The following is a 16156-nucleotide window of genomic DNA, read 5'->3' as shown; positions in this document are numbered from 1 at the left end:
CTCAGAGTCGGCGCGCGCCCGCCGAGGGGACGGCCGGGAAGATCCCGGGGGTCGCGTACCCGGCCCCGGCGAAGGCCTTCCCGACGGCGGCGGACACCTCTTCCGCCCGCGCGGTCTCCACGAGGACGACGGCGGAGCCGCCGAAGCCGCCGCCGGTCATCCGGGCGCCGAGCGCCCCGGCCGCGTTCGCCGCCTCGACGACGAGGTCCAGCTCAGGGCAGGAGACCCGCAGGTCGTCCCGGAGGGAGGCGTGGCCCTCGGTGAGGACCGGGCCGACCTCGCGGGTGGCGCCGGCGTCGAGCAGCGCGACGATCCGCTCCACGCGGGCGTTGTCGGTGACGACGTGCCGCACGTACCGCCGCACCGCCTCGTCGTCCAGCCGGGCGAGCGCTTCGGGCAGATGCGCGGCGCTCACCTCGCGCAGGGTGCGCATGCCGAGCGCCCGCGCACCCGCTTCGCACCCCGCGCGCCGCTCGGCGTACGCGCCGTCGCCGAGCGCGTGCTTCACGCGGGTGTCGACGACGAGCAGCCGGAGCCCCTCCCGCGCCGGATCGAAGGGGACCTGACGGTACGAGAGGTCGCGGGTGTCCAGGTGGAGGGCGTGCCCCCGCCGTGCGCAGGCGGAGGCCATCTGGTCCATGACCCCGCAGGGCACGCCGACGAAGGCGTTCTCGGCGCGCTGGGCGAGCCGGGCGAGTTCGGGGCGGGGGAGCCCGAGCGCGAACAGGTCGTCCAGGGCGAGCGCGGTGACGACCTCCAGGGCCGCCGAGGAGGAGAGGCCCGCGCCGGTCGGCACGGTCGAGGCGAGGTGGACGTCGGCCCCGGTGACGGGGTGCCCGGCCTCCCGCAGCGCCCAGACGACACCGGCCGGGTAGGCCGCCCAGCCGCCGCTCCCGCCCCCGGGGGCCGGTTCCAGGGCGTCCACGTCCAGCTGGACGATTCCGCCGTCGACGTCGGCGGAGTGCAGCCGCAGGACGCCGTCGTCGCGGCGGGAGACGGCGGCGACGGTCGTGTGCGGCAGGGCGAGCGGCAGCACGAAGCCGTCGTTGAAGTCGGTGTACTCCCCGATGAGGTTGACCCGGCCGGGGGCGGCCCAGAGGCCGTCGGGCACGGCCCCGTACAGCGCCTCGAAGTCGGCGGCGAGGCTCATGCGCCCTCCTCCTCGCGGAGCCGGGCGAAGGCCCAGGCGTCGGCGACGACGTCCGCGAGGTCCGGGCGGGACGGGATCCAGCCGAGCCGCTCGCGGGCGGCCCCGGCGGAGGCGACGAGGACGGCGGGGTCGCCGGGGCGGCGCGGGGCGGTGATCTCCGGGATCGGGTGGCCGGTGACCTTGCGCACGGTCTCGACGACCTCGCGGACGGAGAAGCCGTTGCCGTTGCCCAGGTTGCAGATCAGGTGCTCGCCGGCCGGGACGGTGTCCGCCGTCATCGCGTCGAGGGCGAGGAGGTGGGCCTCGGCGAGGTCGGCGACGTGGATGTAGTCGCGGACGCAGGTGCCGTCCGGGGTCGGGTAGTCCTCGCCGTAGACGGCGATCGCCTCGCGCCGGCCGAGGGCGACCTGGAGGACGAGCGGGATCAGGTGGGACTCGGGGTCGTGGCGCTCGCCGAGCGGGCCGTGCGCCCCGGCGACGTTGAAGTACCGCAGGGAGACGGCGGCCAGGCCGTGGGCGACGCACTCCCCGCCGATCATGTGGTCGACGGCCAGCTTGCTCGCCCCGTACGGGCTGGTGGGGGCGGTGGGCGCGGCCTCGGTGATCGGCACGGTCTCCGGCTCGCCGTAGGTGGCGGCGGTGGAGGAGAAGACCAGCTTGCGGACGCCGGCCGACCGCATGGCGGCGAGCAGGGCCATGGTGCCGCCGACGTTGTTCTCCCAGTACTTCTCGGGCCTGGCGACGGACTCGCCGACCTGGGAGGAGGCGGCGAAGTGCAGGACGCCGTCGTAGGAGTCGTCCAGCCACCGCGCGGCGTCCTGGACGCGGCCCTCGACGAACCCGGCGCCCGCCGGGACGGCTTCGGCGAAGCCGGTGGAGAGGTCGTCGAGGACGGTGACCCGGTGGCCCCGCTCCAGGAGGTGGGCGGCGACCACGCCGCCCACGTAGCCGGCCCCTCCGGTCACCAGGTACTTCTTCGCTGCCGCGGTCACTTGCCCGCCACCTCTCGGAGTCGTCGGGCCGCGTCCTCCGGCCTCACGTCGTTCATGAACGCGCCCATGCCGGACTCGGTGCCCGCGAGGAACTTCAGCTTGTCAGAGGTCCTTCGGGGGGTGAAGAGCTCCAGGTGCAGTCCGAAGTCCTCGCGCCGCTCGTCCGTGAAGGGCGCCTGGTGCCAGGCGGCGATGTAGGGCGTCGGCGGCTCGTCCGGGCCGAAGATCCGGTCGAAGCGCCTCAAGAGTTCCAGATGGACCTGTGCGCACTCTGTGCGGGCCGGGGCGTCGAGGGCGAGCAGGTCGGGGACCCGCCGCCGGGGGTGGAGGTGGACCTCGTACGGCCAGTGGGCGGCGTAGGGCACGAAGGCGATCCAGTGCTCGGTCTCCAGGACCACCCGCTCGCCGTCGGCCCGCTCCCGGGCGACGACGTCGTCGAAGAGGTTCCGTCCGGTCGCCGCGCGGTGCTCGTCCACGCGGCGGCGCATGGCGGCCGTCCGGGGGGTGACGTACGGGAAGGCGTAGATCTGGCCGTGTGCGTGGGACAGGGTGACGCCGATCTCCGCGCCGCGGTTCTCGAAGCAGTAGACCTGCTCGACGCCGGGCAGGGCGGACAGGGCGGCGGTCCGGTCGGTCCAGGCGGCGAGGACGAGTGCGGCGCGCTCCTCGGTGAGGTCGGCGAAGGAGTCCGTGTGGTCGTCGGTGAAGCAGACGACCTCGCAGCGGCCGACGCCGCCGGAGAGGGAGGGGAAGCGGTTCTCGAAGACCGCCACCTCGTAGCTCTCCTCGGGGATCTCGCTCGCGCGGCCGCCCTTGGCGGGGCAGAGCGGACAGGCGTCGGCCGGCGGGTGGTAGGTGCGGGCCTGCCGGTGCGAGGCGATGGCGACGGGGTCGCCGGTCAGTTCGTCGTACCGGATCTCGGAGCGGGAGACGACGGGGGTGAGGGGGCGGGGGTCGACGGCGGCGCGGACGGTGTCGTCGCGCGTGTCGTAGTAGATCAGCTCGCGCCCGTCGGCGAGCGTGGTGACGGTCTTCTTCACGGGGGTACCCTCCGACGGGACCGAACAGAACCACGCACAAAGAACCACATTCGAACATCCCAGTCAATGGCGGAGCGGACCCCGCGCGCCGGGGCCCGCCGATGTCACCCCGAAGGGGGTACGGGAAGAGGCCTCAGAGGGAACCGCGGGGTCCCGGCACCGCCCGGTCGAGCAGCCCCGTGCGCGCCGCGAGCGCCGCCGCCTCCAGCCGCGAACCGACCCCCAGCTTCATCAGGACCCGCTGCACGTGCGTCCGCGCCGTGCTCGGCGCGATCCCCATCCCCGCCGCGATCAGCCGGGTGTCCTCGCCCTCCGCGACCCGCACGAGGACCTCCACCTCCCGGTGCGTGAGCAGCCGGAGCAGCCGCTGCGCCTCGTCGTCCGGCTGCGCCGAGGGGTGCAGCAGCTCCGCGAAGGCCCCCTGGAGCAGCTGCGGCGCCACCGCCGGCTCCCCCGCCCGCGCCTTCACCAGGGCGCGCTCGACGCCCTCGATGCGCTCGTCGTGACGGACGTATCCCGAGGCCCCGGCCGCGAACGCCGCCGCGATCCCGCGCGGCGACGGCACCGGACCGAGCACGACGACCGCCACCTGCGGCCGCTCCCGCTTGATCCGTACGACCGGGTCGAAGGTCCCCGGCGCGTCCGGCGTCGCCGTGCCCAGGAGGCAGACCTCCGGCGCCCGGCCCACCACCAGCTCCGCGGCCCCCGCCACCGGCGCGGCCGCCGCGAGCACCCGGTGCCCGCGCAGCTTCAGCGCCGAGGCGAGCGCCTCCGCGAGCAGGCGGTGGTCGTCCACCACCACGAGGCGTACGCCCATCCCGGTCATCCCCCTCCTCCTGGCCGGCCGGACGCCCCGGTGGCCCGACCCGGCAAGCTACACGCTCCCCCCGCCTCACGGCGCGTCAATCCCCGCGGCACGAAACGGAGATGTCTGGCATGATCACTCACTCCCGCAGAAAGGAACACGCATGCGCATGCGACGTCGCTCCGTCGCGCTGGCGGCCGCCGCGGCCGCCCTCTCGATCCCGGTCACCGCCGGCACCTCCCAGGCCGCCGTGCCGAAGAGCGAGGTGTACCTGACGACCTCGTACGCCAAGGTCGTCGCCGGCTGGCAGTGGCGTGCCGACCGGCTCGACCCGGTCATGATGTCCGTCCAGGACGTCAACCCGGACGGCTACGCCGTCGCCTTCCGCCTGGTCACCCAGTCCAACGCCCAGGGCACCCGCTACTGGCCGTACCGCTTCGTGACCGGCGGCAGCGGCACCGGCGTCAACGTCACCACCTACGCCGTCACCGGCTACTCCCCGCAGGCCGCCTGGGTCGAGGTCTGCAAGTGGAAGAACAACACGCGGTACGAGTGCCGGGACACCCGGATCACGTACAACCCGATCGACGACTCCTCCGCCGCGGGCTGACCCCGCACGTGCGAGGAGGGCCTCCCCGGTGTCCCGGGGAGGCCCTCCTCGCGTTCCGTCGCGGACGTCAGCCCTTGGTGGCGAACGCCGCCGCGAGGTACCGCTTGCCGTACGCCGAGTCGGACTCCCGCGTCTTGCTGGCGTACACCGACGAGACGAAGAACCGGCCGTTCTCGTACAGGAACTCGGTGCCGTTGACCGAGAAGCTGGTCTCCACGTCCCGCACCGGCTTGTCCGACGGGTTCTCCAGGAGCAGGGTCTCCTTCATCGTGCCGGCGTTGACGGACACGACCTGTCCGCCCTTGTCGTACGGAGGCGCCTTGTACGCGATGAGGTCGCCGCCGTCCATGCGCAGCGGGACCAGCGTGTACGCGTCACCGGCGTCGGCCTTCTCCGGCAGGGTCCGGCCGGTCGCCAGGTCGAAGGCGACGATCTCGTTGGTCTCGTCGCCGTACTCGCCGGAGGAGCCCTCGTGCTCCTCGGTCGGCACGTAGAGCCGGTCGTTGCCGACGAGGACCTGCGTGCACGCCTCCACCTTGGTGGAGGCGCAACGGCCCCCGTAGTGGTCCGCGTTCGCCGAGATCTTCGCCCGCAGCTTCCCGGTCTTCTCGTCGATCGAGAAGTAGTCGGAGATGCCGCTGCCGTCACCGGCCGTGTCGCCGACGTCGGCGGCCACCACCAGCGGCTTCGTCGAGACGACCGCCGCGTACTTCACTCCCGACGCCATCTTGTACTCCGAGAGCGGCTGCCCCGACGTGGCGTCCAGGTTCTGGATCAGGAGCGACTCGGAGCCGTACGTGCCGCACTTGCGGACCGCGACCAGGCCCGGACCGCCGGCGTAGCCCATGTCGTAGCAGCTCTGCGCGTTGGCCTGCGGCTTCCAGCGCGGGTTGCCGTTGGCCGCGTCGAAGGCCGCGCCGCCGTCGGTGCCGCCGGCCGCGACCGTCCGGCCGCTGAGCGTCACCTCGTTGAACCGGACCTTCCGGTCGCCGGCGGAGCCGCCGGTGACGGACGTCGACCAGAGCAGCTTGCCGGTGTTCAGGTCGACCATGCCGACCTCGGTGCAGTTCTGGTAGTAGCGGGGCGCCACCCGCTTGGCGGCCTCGAAGAGGATCGGGACCTTGTGGTCGGCGGTCACGTGCCGGGACGCGCCGCAGACCTGGCCGGTCAGCGGCAGCGTCCACGCCACCGTGCCCTTGTCGAGGTCGTAGCCGACCACCGAGTTGACGCCCGTCTTCGCGAAGACCTTGTCGGTGAGCCACGAACCGGCGACCGGCGTGGTGTCGGGAACCTTCGGGGCGTCGACGCGGAACGCCAGCTTCGCCCCGGTGTTCGCCCCCGGCTTCTCCTTGCCGTCGCCGCCGAGCCCGTTGCCGCCGGTGCTCCCGCCGCCGGTGCCCCCGCCGGTGCCCTGCGAGGTGCCGCCCGCGCCCTTGGCCTCGTCGCCCCCGTCACCGCCGCCGGAGTTGGCGTACCAGATGCCGACGCCGACGATCAGAACGACGGCGACGGCCGCCGCGATGACGATCTGGAGCTGCGCCGACAGCTTCTTGCCGCCGCCCGGGACCGGAGCCGCGACGGGCTGCTGGTGGCCGCCGTAGGGCTGCTGCGGCTGGGTCGGGTAGCCGTACGGGGGCTGACCCGGCTGCTGCTGCGGGTAGCCGCCGTACTGCGGGGGCTGCTGCGGCTGCTGGGGCGCGGTGGGGTAGCCGTACGCCGGGGGCTGCTGCTGCGGGTAGCCGTACCCCGGATCGGGCTGCGGTGCCTGAGGCGGCTGCTGCGGGTAGCCGTACCCCGGCTGCTGCTGCGGGGGCGTCGGCGCGCCGAAGCCGCCCTGCGGGTCCGGCGGCTGGTTCGGCGGCGGGGGTGGCTGCGTCATCGGTCCGTGTACCTCACTTGCTGAAGGCCATCATCGTCTTGACCTGCATCTCGTCCTCGTCGTTGGACGCCGACACGCGCCCGCTCGCCACCACGAAGGCGCCGCTGCCGTAGGCGAAGCTCGCGTCGTAGAAGTTGCTCTCGATCTCGGCGGTCGAGGCCGGGTGCTGGAGCAGGATCTTCGGCGCGCCACCGGTCGGGGCGATGGTGGCGACGGCGCCGCCCTTGTCGTACGTGGGGTCCACGTACACCAGGACCTGTCCGCCCTCCATGCGCAGCGGGGACATCGACCGGCCCTCGGGCGCCTTGGCGCGCCACTTGGCCTTGCCGTTCCCCAGGTCGAAGGCGACGACCTCGTTCGTCTTGCCGTATCCGGCGTCGGTGGCCATGTAGAAGGTGTTCGCGTCGGCCGCGACGCCCGTGCAGCCCGAGAGGTTCTTGCCGAAGATGACGAAGCTGCCGCCGCAGGAGGGCGCGAACTTGTCGCTGCCGCCCTGGATCTGCGAACGGAGCCTGCCGTTGGCGTCGAGCGCGAACACGGACCACTTCTTCTGGTCGCGCTGGGTGGCCGAGACGACCAGCGGGTCGACCGAGTAGACCTTGTCGACCTCCCAGTTCGCCTCCAGCTGGAAGGTGAACTTCGGCTTGCCGGTGGCGGGGTCGACCTGGGCGACCGCCTGGACCTTCTTGCTCGTGCTGCCCGACGGGCAGTCCATGGCCGCGATCAGCTTGCTGCCGCCCGCGTAGGCGAAGGGCTTGCAGCCGCTGTCGGGGCCCTTGAAGAGCTGGTGGCCGTCGGCGAGCGAGAAGCCGTACGCGCTGCTGGAGCCGGCGGCGGTGACCGTGTTGCCGCTGATGGCCAGGGTGTTGTCGGAGAAGGCGAAGAAGCCCGTGGCCTTCGGGACGGCCTTCTTCCAGCCGGGCTTGCCCGTCTTGAGGTCGACCTTCTGGAGCTGGGTGCACTTGGCGCCGTCCTTGGCGCTCTCGGCGTAGCCGAAGACCATGCTGCCGTCGGCGGCGGGCTCCGGCGGGACCGCGCACAGCTCGAACGGCAGGTCGACGTGCCACTTGCGCTTGCCGTCGCCCAGGCCGTAGCCGTCGACGCCCTTGTACATCGCCTTGACGACGGTGTCGCCGACGATCCACGGGCCGAAGACGTCGGAGCCGTTGCGGGGCAGGTCGACGTCGTTCTTCAGCAGCCAGTTCACCTTCGCCTCGCCGGCCTGGCGACCCGCGTTGAGGTCCTCGTCGCCGTTGTCGCCGCCGTCGCCCGTGCCGTCGCCCTGGTCCACCGACTCGGTGGGCTTGGGGGCGGCGGAGGAGCCGGCCGTGGTGGGCTGCGCCACCGGGTCCTTCTCGTCGTCCCCGCCGACGACGGCCCAGGTCGTGACGGCGGCGACCAGGACGGCCGCGGCGGCCACGCCCGCGACGACACCGGTCCGGCCCTTGAAGGGACCGCCGCCGCCGGGGCCCTGGGGCGGGGTGGGGGCGCCCGGGTACCCGGGCTGGGTCGGGTAGCCGCCGTACGGGTTCTGCTGCCCGTACGGTCCGGGCTGCGGGGCCTGACCGGGCTGCTGCGGGTAGCCGTACGACTGCGGCGCCGGCTGCCCGTACGGACCGGGCTGGCCGTACGGACCGGGCTGCGGGGCCTGGCCCGGCTGCGGGGCCTGGCCGGGCTGCTGCGGGTATCCGTACCCGGGCTGCGTCGGCTGTCCGTACGGTCCCGGCGCGGCCGCGGGCGGGGTCTGCGGCGCGGGCGGGGTCTGCGGCGCGGGCGGGGTCTGCGGCGCCTGCGGCGGGACGGGCGGCATGCCCTGGCCCGGCCCCTGGTTCGGGTCCTGAGGGGCTCCGAAGCCCCCCGGCGGCTGGTTGCTGGGCGGCTGGGTCATCAGCGGTTCCCCCTTGACGTGAACGGGTTTTCTTTCTACCACTCACGCGATGGCGCAAAAGCGACCGGTCCGCCCCTTGTACCCAAGGGAGGACCGGCCCGTGATGCCCTCGTTATGCGTCGCGGACGCGAAGTGCGCCTACGCGTCCTCGGCCAGCTCCAGCCAGCGCATCTCCAGTTCCTCCCGCTCCCCCGCGAGTTCCCGGAGCTCCGCGTCGAGCTTCGCCACCTTCTCGAAGTCGGTGGCGTCGTCGGCGATCTGCGCGTGCAGCTTCGCCTCCTTGTCGGAGAGCCTGTCGAGCTGCCGCTCGACCTTCTGCAGCTCCTTCTTGGCCGCGCGCGCGTCCGCCGCGGAGACGCCCGGCTTCTGCTGCGCGGGTGCGGCGGCGGGCGCCGGGACCGACGCCTCGATCATCTTCCGGCGCCGCTCCAGGTACTCGTCGATGCCGCGCGGCAGCATCCGCAGGGCCTTGTCGCCGAGCAGCGCGAACGTCCGGTCCGTGGTGCGCTCGACGAAGAACCGGTCGTGGGAGATGACGATCATGGAGCCGGGCCAGCCGTCGAGGAGGTCCTCCAGCTGCGTCAGGGTCTCGATGTCGAGGTCGTTGGTGGGCTCGTCGAGGAAGAGGACGTTCGGCTCGTCCATCAGCAGGCGCAGCAGCTGGAGGCGGCGGCGCTCACCACCGGAGAGGTCGCCGACCGGCGTCCACTGCTTCTCCTTGGAGAAGCCGAACTGCTCGCAGAGCTGTCCGGCCGTCATCTCGCGGCCCTTGCCGAGGTCGACCCGGTCGCGGATCTGCTGCACGGCCTCCAGGACGCGCAGCGCGGCGGGGAGTTCGGTGACGTCCTGCGAGAGGTAGGCGAGCCGGACGGTCTTGCCGACGACGATCCGCCCGGCGGCGGGCTGCTTCTCGCCCTGGGTGACGGCCGCCTCGGCGAGCGCCCGCAGGAGGGAGGTCTTGCCCGCGCCGTTGACGCCGACGAGGCCGATGCGGTCGCCGGGCCCGAGCTGCCAGGTGAGGTGCTTGAGCAGCTCCTTGGGCCCGGCGGTGACGCTCACGTCCTCCAGGTCGAAGACCGTCTTGCCGAGGCGGGCGTTGGCGAACTTCATCAGCTCGCTGGTGTCGCGCGGCGGCGGCACGTCGGCGATCAGCTCGTTCGCGGCCTCGATGCGGTAGCGCGGCTTGGAGGTGCGGGCGGGGGCGCCGCGCCGCAGCCAGGCCAGCTCCTTGCGCATCAGGTTCTGCCGCTTGGCCTCCTCCGTGGCCGCGATCCGCTCGCGCTCGGCGCGGGCGAAGACGTAGTCGGAGTAGCCGCCCTCGTACTCGTGCACGGCACCGCGCTGCACGTCCCACATGCGGGTGCAGACCTGGTCGAGGAACCAGCGGTCGTGGGTGACGCAGACGAGCGCCGAGCGGCGGGTCTGGAGGTGGCCGGCGAGCCAGGCGATGCCCTCGACGTCGAGGTGGTTGGTGGGCTCGTCGAGGACGATCAGGTCCTGGTCCTCGATGAGGAGCTTGGCGAGCGCGATGCGCCGCCGCTCGCCGCCGGAGAGCGGGCCGATGACCGTGTCGAGGCCCTGCTCGAAGCCGGGCAGGTCGAGCCCGCCGAAGAGCCCGGTGAGCACGTCGCGGATCTTGGCGCTGCCCGCCCACTCGTGGTCGGCCATGACGCCGATGACCTCGTGCCGGATGGTGGCCTTCGGGTCGAGGGAGTCGTGCTGGGTGAGCACCCCGAGGCGGAGGCCGCCGCTGTGGGTGACGCGGCCGGTGTCGGCCTCCTCCAGCTTGGCGAGCATCCGGATGAGGGTGGTCTTGCCGTCGCCGTTGCGTCCGACGACCCCGATCCGGTCCCCTTCGGAGACCCCGAGCGAGACCCCGTCGAGCAGGGCACGGGTGCCGTACACCTTGCTGACTGCCTCGACATTGACCAGGTTGACGGCCACGTTGACTCCTGTACGGGGGATCGTTCGACGTCCTAGGGTACGTCGCCGCGCGGACCGCCCCGGGCGCCCGCCGTCAGGCCCCGGGGCCCCGCCCCGCCCGTTCCGCGAGCAGCCGGCCCGCCAGGATCAGGCCGACGGCCACCGGGGCCGTCACGGGCACGGCGATCAGGGTCGCCGCGTGCCCGTCGAGGAGCCCGCCGAAGCCCGTCAGGGACAGGCCCAGGACGCCGAAGAGGGCGAGGGTGACGCCGAGGGCGGCGAGGGGACCGCCCGCGTCGGCCGCCGGGACGGCCGGGGCCGGGGCCGGAGCCGGGGCCGGAGCCGGAGCCGGGGCCTCGAAGCGGCGGAAGACGGCGACGAGCAGGGCCGTGAGCACGGCCGCCGCCGCGAACCGGAGCGGGACCTGCGCCCACCAGGCGGCCGAGGCCGGTGCCGGGAGCCCCGCGCCGAGACCGAGCAGCGCCCCGTACACGCCGAGCATGGCCGTCAGGTGCCACAGGAACGCCGTCATCGCGATCCCGTTGGCGGCGACCACCGTCCGCCACACCCCGGCGCGGGCGACGAGCCGCGCGCCCGGGCCCCGCAGCAGCTCGACCGCGCCGACCAGCCACAGCCCGTGGCAGAGCAGGGCGAGGGTCGGCGGGGCCATGTTCGACACCTTCTCGCCGGGCATGCCGACCATCGACAGCGGGTACGGCCCGAGGGCGACGAGCGCGGTCGCGCCGACCAGGCCCGCGCCGGCGAGCAGGGCCGGGCGGCGGATCATGCCGTCGGCGCGGAGGAAGCCGAGCTGGTGGACGGCGAGCCACACGAACGCGAAGTTCAGGAACTCCACGAAGGGGACGTCCGCCGCGAACCGCAGCGCGTCCACCGCGACCGCCCCGCCGGCGAGCGCGCCGAACGCGCCCCAGCCCCACCGCTCGTGCAGCCGCAGCAGCGGCGGCGTGAAGGCCACCATCGCGAGGTGGATCCCGATGAACCACAGCGGCTGCGCGACGAGCCGCAGCGCGACCCCGACGAGCCCCCCGTCGGCGCCGGACAGCTGGAGCACCAGCGCGGCCGCGCCCCACACCCCGACGAACACCGTCGTCGGCCGCAGCAGCCGCCGGAGCCGGGTGTGCAGGAAGGCCGCGTACCGGGGGCGGGAGCGGTGGGCGAGGGCGTGCGAGAAGCCGCCGACGAAGAAGAACACCGGCATCACCTGGAACGCCCAGGTCACCACCTGGAGCTCCGGCACGACGGCGAGCAGGTTCCCGACCCGTCCGTCGGCGGTGACGGCCGCCATCAGCCAGTGGCCGAGGACGACGACCGCGAGCGAGGCGACCCGGAGCAGGTCGACGTACCGGTCCCGCGTCGCCGGTGCGGCGGCGGCGAGTTCACGCGCGCTGATTCCCATGCGGGTACGGTCCCGCGGCGCCCGGGGAGGCCGTCAGGGCGCGGATACTCAACCGCCGGCTGAGTATGGCCCCGGCCCTCGCCCGGCGCAGTGCCAACCGGCTCCATGGCGTCGGCCACGTGGGCGACCTCGCGGCCACGGCTGCCGGGTTCCCCGGCCGGGGAACCGCGAGCCTCTCCTCAGGTCATCCACCGTCCCGAGGAGAGGTCCATGCCCAGACACCCACGCCTGGCGGCCGTCGCCGTCGCCACCGCCGCCCTGGCCGTGATCGCCGCCGGCCCCGTGTCGGCCGGGGAGCCGACCGTGTCCGGTCCCCGTGTCGTCGCCCACTTCGACTTCGCCGCCGGGCAGACCCCGGAGAACATCGCCCTGGAGCCCGACGGCTCCGCCGACCTGACCTTCGCCTTCGCCCACCAGGTCGCCCGGGTCACGAGGGCGGGCGCGACGACGGTCCTCGCCACGCTGCCCGAGGTCGCGAACCCGCAGACCCCGAACATCGGCGCGGCGATCACCACGGGCATCGTCCGCGCCCACGACGGCACCCTGTACGTCGGCTACGCCACCGGCACCGCCGAGAACGGCATCTGGCGCATCGCCCCCGACGGCGGCGCGCCCGAGCAGATCGCGCAGCTGCCGGTCGACGCGTTCCCCAACGGGCTCGCCCTGGACGAGAGGTGCGGCACCCTGTACACCGCCGACTCGGCGCGCGGCGTCGTGTGGCGCGTGCCGCTGGACGGGGACGCGCCCACGGTCTGGGCCGCCGGCGCGGCCCTCCGGCCGACCGCGGCGCTCCCCTTCGGCGCCAACGGCCTCAAGATCCACGACGGCGCCGTCTGGGTGTCCAACACCGCCCACGGGACCCTGCTGCGCATCCCGTTCGCGGAGGACCGCACCGCGGGCCCGGTCGAGACCCGGGCGACCGGGCTCGACGGGATCGACGACTTCGCCTTCACCGGGCACGGGGACACGGTCCTGGCCGCGCTGAACACGCCGAACAAGGTCGAACTCGTCCGCCACGACGGCACGCACAGGACCGTCCTCACCGCGGCGGACGGCCTCGACAACCCGACCTCGGTGGCGGTCCGCGCCAAGACCGTCCACGTCCCCAGCGCGGCCTACTTCGACACCACGTCCCCGGACCCGAACCTCCTCCTGGCCCGGATCTCCAGGAACAAGCTCTAACCGGCCGGGAGGACGACCGCGCCCGGCGCCGGCGACGTCGCCGCGCGGGCCGTGCGGCAGGTGCCCGAGGCGGTGAGGGCGGCGGCGACCGCCGTCGCCGCCTCCCGGTCCTTCACCAGGAACGCCGTCGTCGGGCCCGAGCCGGAGACCAGGGCCGCGAGGGCGCCCGCGTCGGTGCCGGCCGTCAGGGTCGCGGCGAGCGAGGGCCGCAGGGAGAGCGCCGGGGCCTGGAGGTCGTTGGCGAGGGTGGCGGCGAGGGCGGCAGTGTCGCCGGTCGCCAGGGCCTCCAGGAGGGCCGGGGAGGCGGCCGGCTCGGGGACGTCGGCGCCCTCGGCGAGGCGGTCGAACTCGCCGTACACCGCCGGGGTCGACAGCCCGCCGTCCGCGACGGCGAAGACCCAGTGGAAGGTGCCGCCGACCGGCAGCTCCGTCAGCTTCTCGCCGCGCCCGGTGCCGAGCGCCGCCCCGCCGACGAGGCTGAACGGCACGTCGGAGCCGAGTTCCGCGCAGATCTCCAGGAGCACGTCGCGGGGGGTGTCCAGGCCCCAGAGCGCGTCGCACGCGAGCAGCGCGCCCGCACCGTCCGCGCTGCCGCCGGCCATGCCGCCGGCGACGGGGATGTCCTTCCGGATGTGCAGGTGCACGTCGGGGGCGATGCCGTGCCGGGCGGCGAGCAGTTCGGCGGCGCGCGCGGCCAGGTTGGTGCGGTCCAGCGGCACCTTGTCGGCGTCCGGGCCCTCGCAGGTGACCGTCAGCCCGTCGGCGGGGGCGGCGGTCACCTCGTCGTACAGGGAGACGGCGAGGAAGACGTTCGCCAGGTCGTGGAAGCCGTCGGGGCGGGCCGCGCCGACGGCGAGCTGCGCGTTGACCTTGGCGGGGACCCGTACGGTGACGGCCCCCGGGGCGCTCCGGAACTCCGCGTCCCCGCTCACGCCTTCGCCTCCGCGATCCGCGCGAACTCCTCCACCGTCAGGGCCTCGCCGCGCGCCTGCGGCGAGATCCCGGCCTTCACGAGGGCCTCCTCCGCGGCGGCGGGCGAGCCCGCCCAGGTCGCGAGGGCCGCGCGCAGGGTCTTGCGGCGCTGTGCGAAGGCCGCGTCGACGACCGCGAAGACCTCCTGCCGGCCGGCGGTGGTCGGGAGGGGTTCGGTGCGGCGGACGAGGGAGACGAGGCCCGAGTCGACGTTCGGCGCGGGCCAGAAGACGTTGCGGCCGATGGCCCCGGCGCGCTTGACCTCCGCGTACCAGTTGGCCTTGACGGAGGGGACCCCGTACACCTTGTTCCCGGGCTTGGCGGCGAGCCGGTCGGCGACCTCGGCCTGGACCATGACGAGGGTCCGCTCGATGGTCGGGAACCGCTCCAGCATGTGCAGCAGGACGGGCACGGCCACGTTGTACGGCAGGTTCGCGACGAGCGCGGTGGGCGGCGGGCCCGGGAGCTCCTCGACGTGCATCGCGTCGGAGTGGACGAGCGCGAAGCGGTCGGCGCGGGCGGGCATCCGGGCGGCGATCGTGGCGGGCAGCGCGGCGGCGAGCACGTCGTCGATCTCGACGGCCGTCACGCGGTCGGCGGCCTCCAGGAGGGCCAGGGTGAGGGAGCCGAGTCCGGGTCCCACCTCCACGACCACGTCCTCGGGCCGGACCTCGGCCGTGCGGACGATCCGCCGGACGGTGTTGGCGTCGATGACGAAGTTCTGGCCCTTCTGCTTCGTGGGGCGCACGCCGAGGGCGGCGGCCAGCTCACGGATGTCGGCGGGGCCGAGGAGGGCGTCGGGGCTTTCGGGGCCGGTGGTGGTGCTCACCGGTACAGCCTACGGGGCGCTGGTACGGCCGACCCACGGCTCACCGGTCCGACCCCGCCCCGTGCGGCCGACCCGCGGCTCACCGGTCCGGCCGCGGGTCCGTCGGTCCGGCCGCGCGCTCATCGGTACAGCCGTCGGCCGCAGTGGGGCCAGGGGCTCGCGCCCCGCTGCACGTACAGCTTCTTCGCGCGGAACGTCTGCTCGGCGGCGGGCGCGTTCTGCGCGGTGCCGGTGCCGCCGAGGGCGTGCCAGGTGCCGGGGTCGAACTGGTAGAGCCCGCCGTACGTCCCCGAGGGGTCGACCGCGCCCGGACGGCCCCCGGACTCGCAGGCGGCGAGCGCGCCCCAGTCGAGGCCGTCGGCGCCGGCGACGGAGGCGGGCAGCGGCCGGGTGCCGATCCGCACCTTGCGGCTGACCGGTTCGCGGACGATCTCCTCGCCGGTCCTGCGGGGCCGCTGCGCGACGCCGTTGACCGTGCGCAGGCTGTACGTCACGCGGCGGACGCCCGGGGCGCCCTGCCGTTCGACGACCTCGGTGCCGGCGAAAAGCCCGGGGTCGCGGACCCGCTCGACGGCGTACGGGACGGACTCCTCCCGCACCTGCCGGGAGCCGGTGATGCGCAGCACGTTCACGGTCTGGCCGTCGCGGGGGAAGGAGTCGGCCGGCACGGAGGTGGTGTCCTGCCCGGAGAGGGTGATCCCGGCCTCGGCGAGGGCCTCCCGGACGGTGGCGGCGTTCGTGCGGACGGTCCGCTCGCGCCCGTCCGCCAGGAAGGTGACGGCCCGCTCGGTGCGGACGTCGAGGGCGAGGCCGTGGCGGGAGATCGCGGCGCCGCGGGAGGCCGAGAGGAGGGCGCCCTCCGCGCGGACCCCGAGCTGGCGCAGCGCCCCCTCGACGGTCCCGGCGGTCGTCCACACCTGGCGGCGGTGCCCGTCGACGGTCAGGGAGACCGGCCGCCCGTACCGGACGACGATGTCGTCGCCGTCGGCCAGGGCCTCGCCGGGACCGGGGGCGACGATGTCGTGCGCGCCGACGGTGACGCCCTCGTCGGCGAGGAGCTCGGCGACGTCGTCGGCGAAGGTGTGGAGGGTGCGCGGGACGCCGTCGACGGTGAGCTCGATCGCCTTGTCGTCGGCGACGAAGGCGCTGGTGCCGCCGGCCAGGAAGGCGACGACGAGGGCCTGCGGGAGGAGCCTCCGCAGGCCTTCCGCGGCCGTTCCGGCGCCCCCGGGGGCCTTGCGGCGGCGGGCGGCGCGCCGGGCCCCGGCCCGGGAACCCTGCCCGGGGACGGAGACGGCGGCGGGGGCGGGGGCCGCCCCCGGCGCGGCGGGGACGACGAGCGGCGCCGCCATCGTCGGCTGCTCGTGCAGGGGCAGGGTGGCGCCCGCCGCCCGCCGTCCGGCTCGGTGACTGCCCTGGGAAGTGCTCACGAGGCCGGGACCCTAGCCCCGGCGGCGGTCACGCTCCAC

The 16156-nt window shown here is 74.4% G+C and carries 13 protein-coding genes; 2 read left to right on the top strand and 11 right to left on the bottom strand.

The features are described from left to right. Position 1: 1 nt before the first annotated feature. From galK to ACZ66Z_RS16860, 4 genes are all read right to left on the bottom strand, one after another. Positions 2-1150 carry a galactokinase gene (galK, locus tag ACZ66Z_RS16875; protein ID WP_469934730.1) on the bottom strand — a complete coding sequence of 383 codons (1149 nt, stop codon included), beginning with the start codon at positions 1148-1150 and terminating at the stop codon, positions 2-4. Then, positions 1147-2142, bottom strand: coding sequence for a UDP-glucose 4-epimerase GalE (gene galE / locus ACZ66Z_RS16870; protein WP_469934729.1), 996 nt, complete (start codon positions 2140-2142; stop codon positions 1147-1149). Before galE ends, galK begins: the two co-directional genes overlap by 4 nt. Beyond that, the gene (gene galT, locus ACZ66Z_RS16865) at positions 2139-3182 is read right to left on the bottom strand and encodes a galactose-1-phosphate uridylyltransferase (RefSeq protein ID WP_469934728.1); all 1044 of its coding nucleotides are present in this window, start codon (positions 3180-3182) and stop codon (positions 2139-2141) included. Before galT ends, galE begins: the two co-directional genes overlap by 4 nt. A gap of 133 nt (positions 3183-3315) precedes the next feature. Continuing rightward, positions 3316-3999 (bottom strand): helix-turn-helix transcriptional regulator, encoded by a 684-nt coding sequence (locus tag ACZ66Z_RS16860; RefSeq protein ID WP_469934844.1) that lies wholly within the window; start codon positions 3997-3999, stop codon positions 3316-3318. Positions 4000-4150: 151 nt separating this feature from the next. On the opposite strand from ACZ66Z_RS16860, the gene ACZ66Z_RS16855 reads away from it, so the two are divergent. Beyond that, on the top strand, positions 4151-4597 hold the full coding sequence (locus tag ACZ66Z_RS16855; RefSeq protein ID WP_469934727.1) for a hypothetical protein: 447 nt from the start codon (positions 4151-4153) through the stop codon (positions 4595-4597). Positions 4598-4664: 67 nt separating this feature from the next. On the opposite strand, the gene ACZ66Z_RS16850 is transcribed toward ACZ66Z_RS16855, so the two are convergent. The 4 genes from ACZ66Z_RS16850 to ACZ66Z_RS16835 all read right to left on the bottom strand — a co-directional run bounded on the left by ACZ66Z_RS16850 (position 4665) and on the right by ACZ66Z_RS16835 (position 11704). Beyond that, positions 4665-6476 carry an outer membrane protein assembly factor BamB family protein gene (locus ACZ66Z_RS16850; protein ID WP_469934726.1) on the bottom strand — a complete coding sequence of 604 codons (1812 nt, stop codon included), beginning with the start codon at positions 6474-6476 and terminating at the stop codon, positions 4665-4667. 13 nt (positions 6477-6489) lie between these two features. After that, positions 6490-8364 carry a PQQ-binding-like beta-propeller repeat protein gene (locus tag ACZ66Z_RS16845; protein ID WP_469934725.1) on the bottom strand — a complete coding sequence of 625 codons (1875 nt, stop codon included), beginning with the start codon at positions 8362-8364 and terminating at the stop codon, positions 6490-6492. A 138-nt stretch (positions 8365-8502) separates the two neighbouring features. Beyond that, positions 8503-10308 (bottom strand): ABC-F family ATP-binding cassette domain-containing protein, encoded by a 1806-nt coding sequence (locus tag ACZ66Z_RS16840; protein ID WP_469934724.1) that lies wholly within the window; start codon positions 10306-10308, stop codon positions 8503-8505. A gap of 73 nt (positions 10309-10381) precedes the next feature. Further along, entirely contained in the window at positions 10382-11704 is a 1323-nt protein-coding gene (locus tag ACZ66Z_RS16835) for an acyltransferase family protein (protein ID WP_469934723.1), read from the bottom strand. Positions 11705-11914: 210 nt separating this feature from the next. Here ACZ66Z_RS16835 and ACZ66Z_RS16830 point away from each other — a divergent pair, with 210 nt between their 5' ends. After that, positions 11915-12886, top strand: coding sequence for an NHL repeat-containing protein (locus ACZ66Z_RS16830; RefSeq protein ID WP_469934722.1), 972 nt, complete (start codon positions 11915-11917; stop codon positions 12884-12886). Here the strand turns inward: ACZ66Z_RS16830 and ACZ66Z_RS16825 are convergent. From ACZ66Z_RS16825 to ACZ66Z_RS16815, 3 genes are all read right to left on the bottom strand, one after another. Further along, entirely contained in the window at positions 12883-13818 is a 936-nt protein-coding gene (locus ACZ66Z_RS16825; protein WP_469934721.1) for a 4-(cytidine 5'-diphospho)-2-C-methyl-D-erythritol kinase, read from the bottom strand. The two genes, ACZ66Z_RS16830 and ACZ66Z_RS16825, sit on opposite strands and share 4 nt — an antisense overlap. Next, on the bottom strand, positions 13815-14687 hold the full coding sequence (gene rsmA / locus ACZ66Z_RS16820) for a 16S rRNA (adenine(1518)-N(6)/adenine(1519)-N(6))-dimethyltransferase RsmA (RefSeq protein WP_469934720.1): 873 nt from the start codon (positions 14685-14687) through the stop codon (positions 13815-13817). The genes ACZ66Z_RS16825 and rsmA overlap by 4 nt, the downstream gene beginning before the upstream one ends. Before the next feature lie 119 nt (positions 14688-14806). Continuing rightward, a complete protein-coding gene (locus ACZ66Z_RS16815; protein WP_469934719.1) occupies positions 14807-16117 on the bottom strand; it encodes a ubiquitin-like domain-containing protein in 1311 nt (436 codons plus the stop codon). Between the last annotated feature and the right edge of the window lie 39 nt (positions 16118-16156).

This window comes from Streptomyces sp. NPDC107498 (assembly GCF_055582805.1).
Note: the sequence above shows the minus strand (reverse complement) of the source record. Positions and strands in the feature narration are given on the sequence as shown.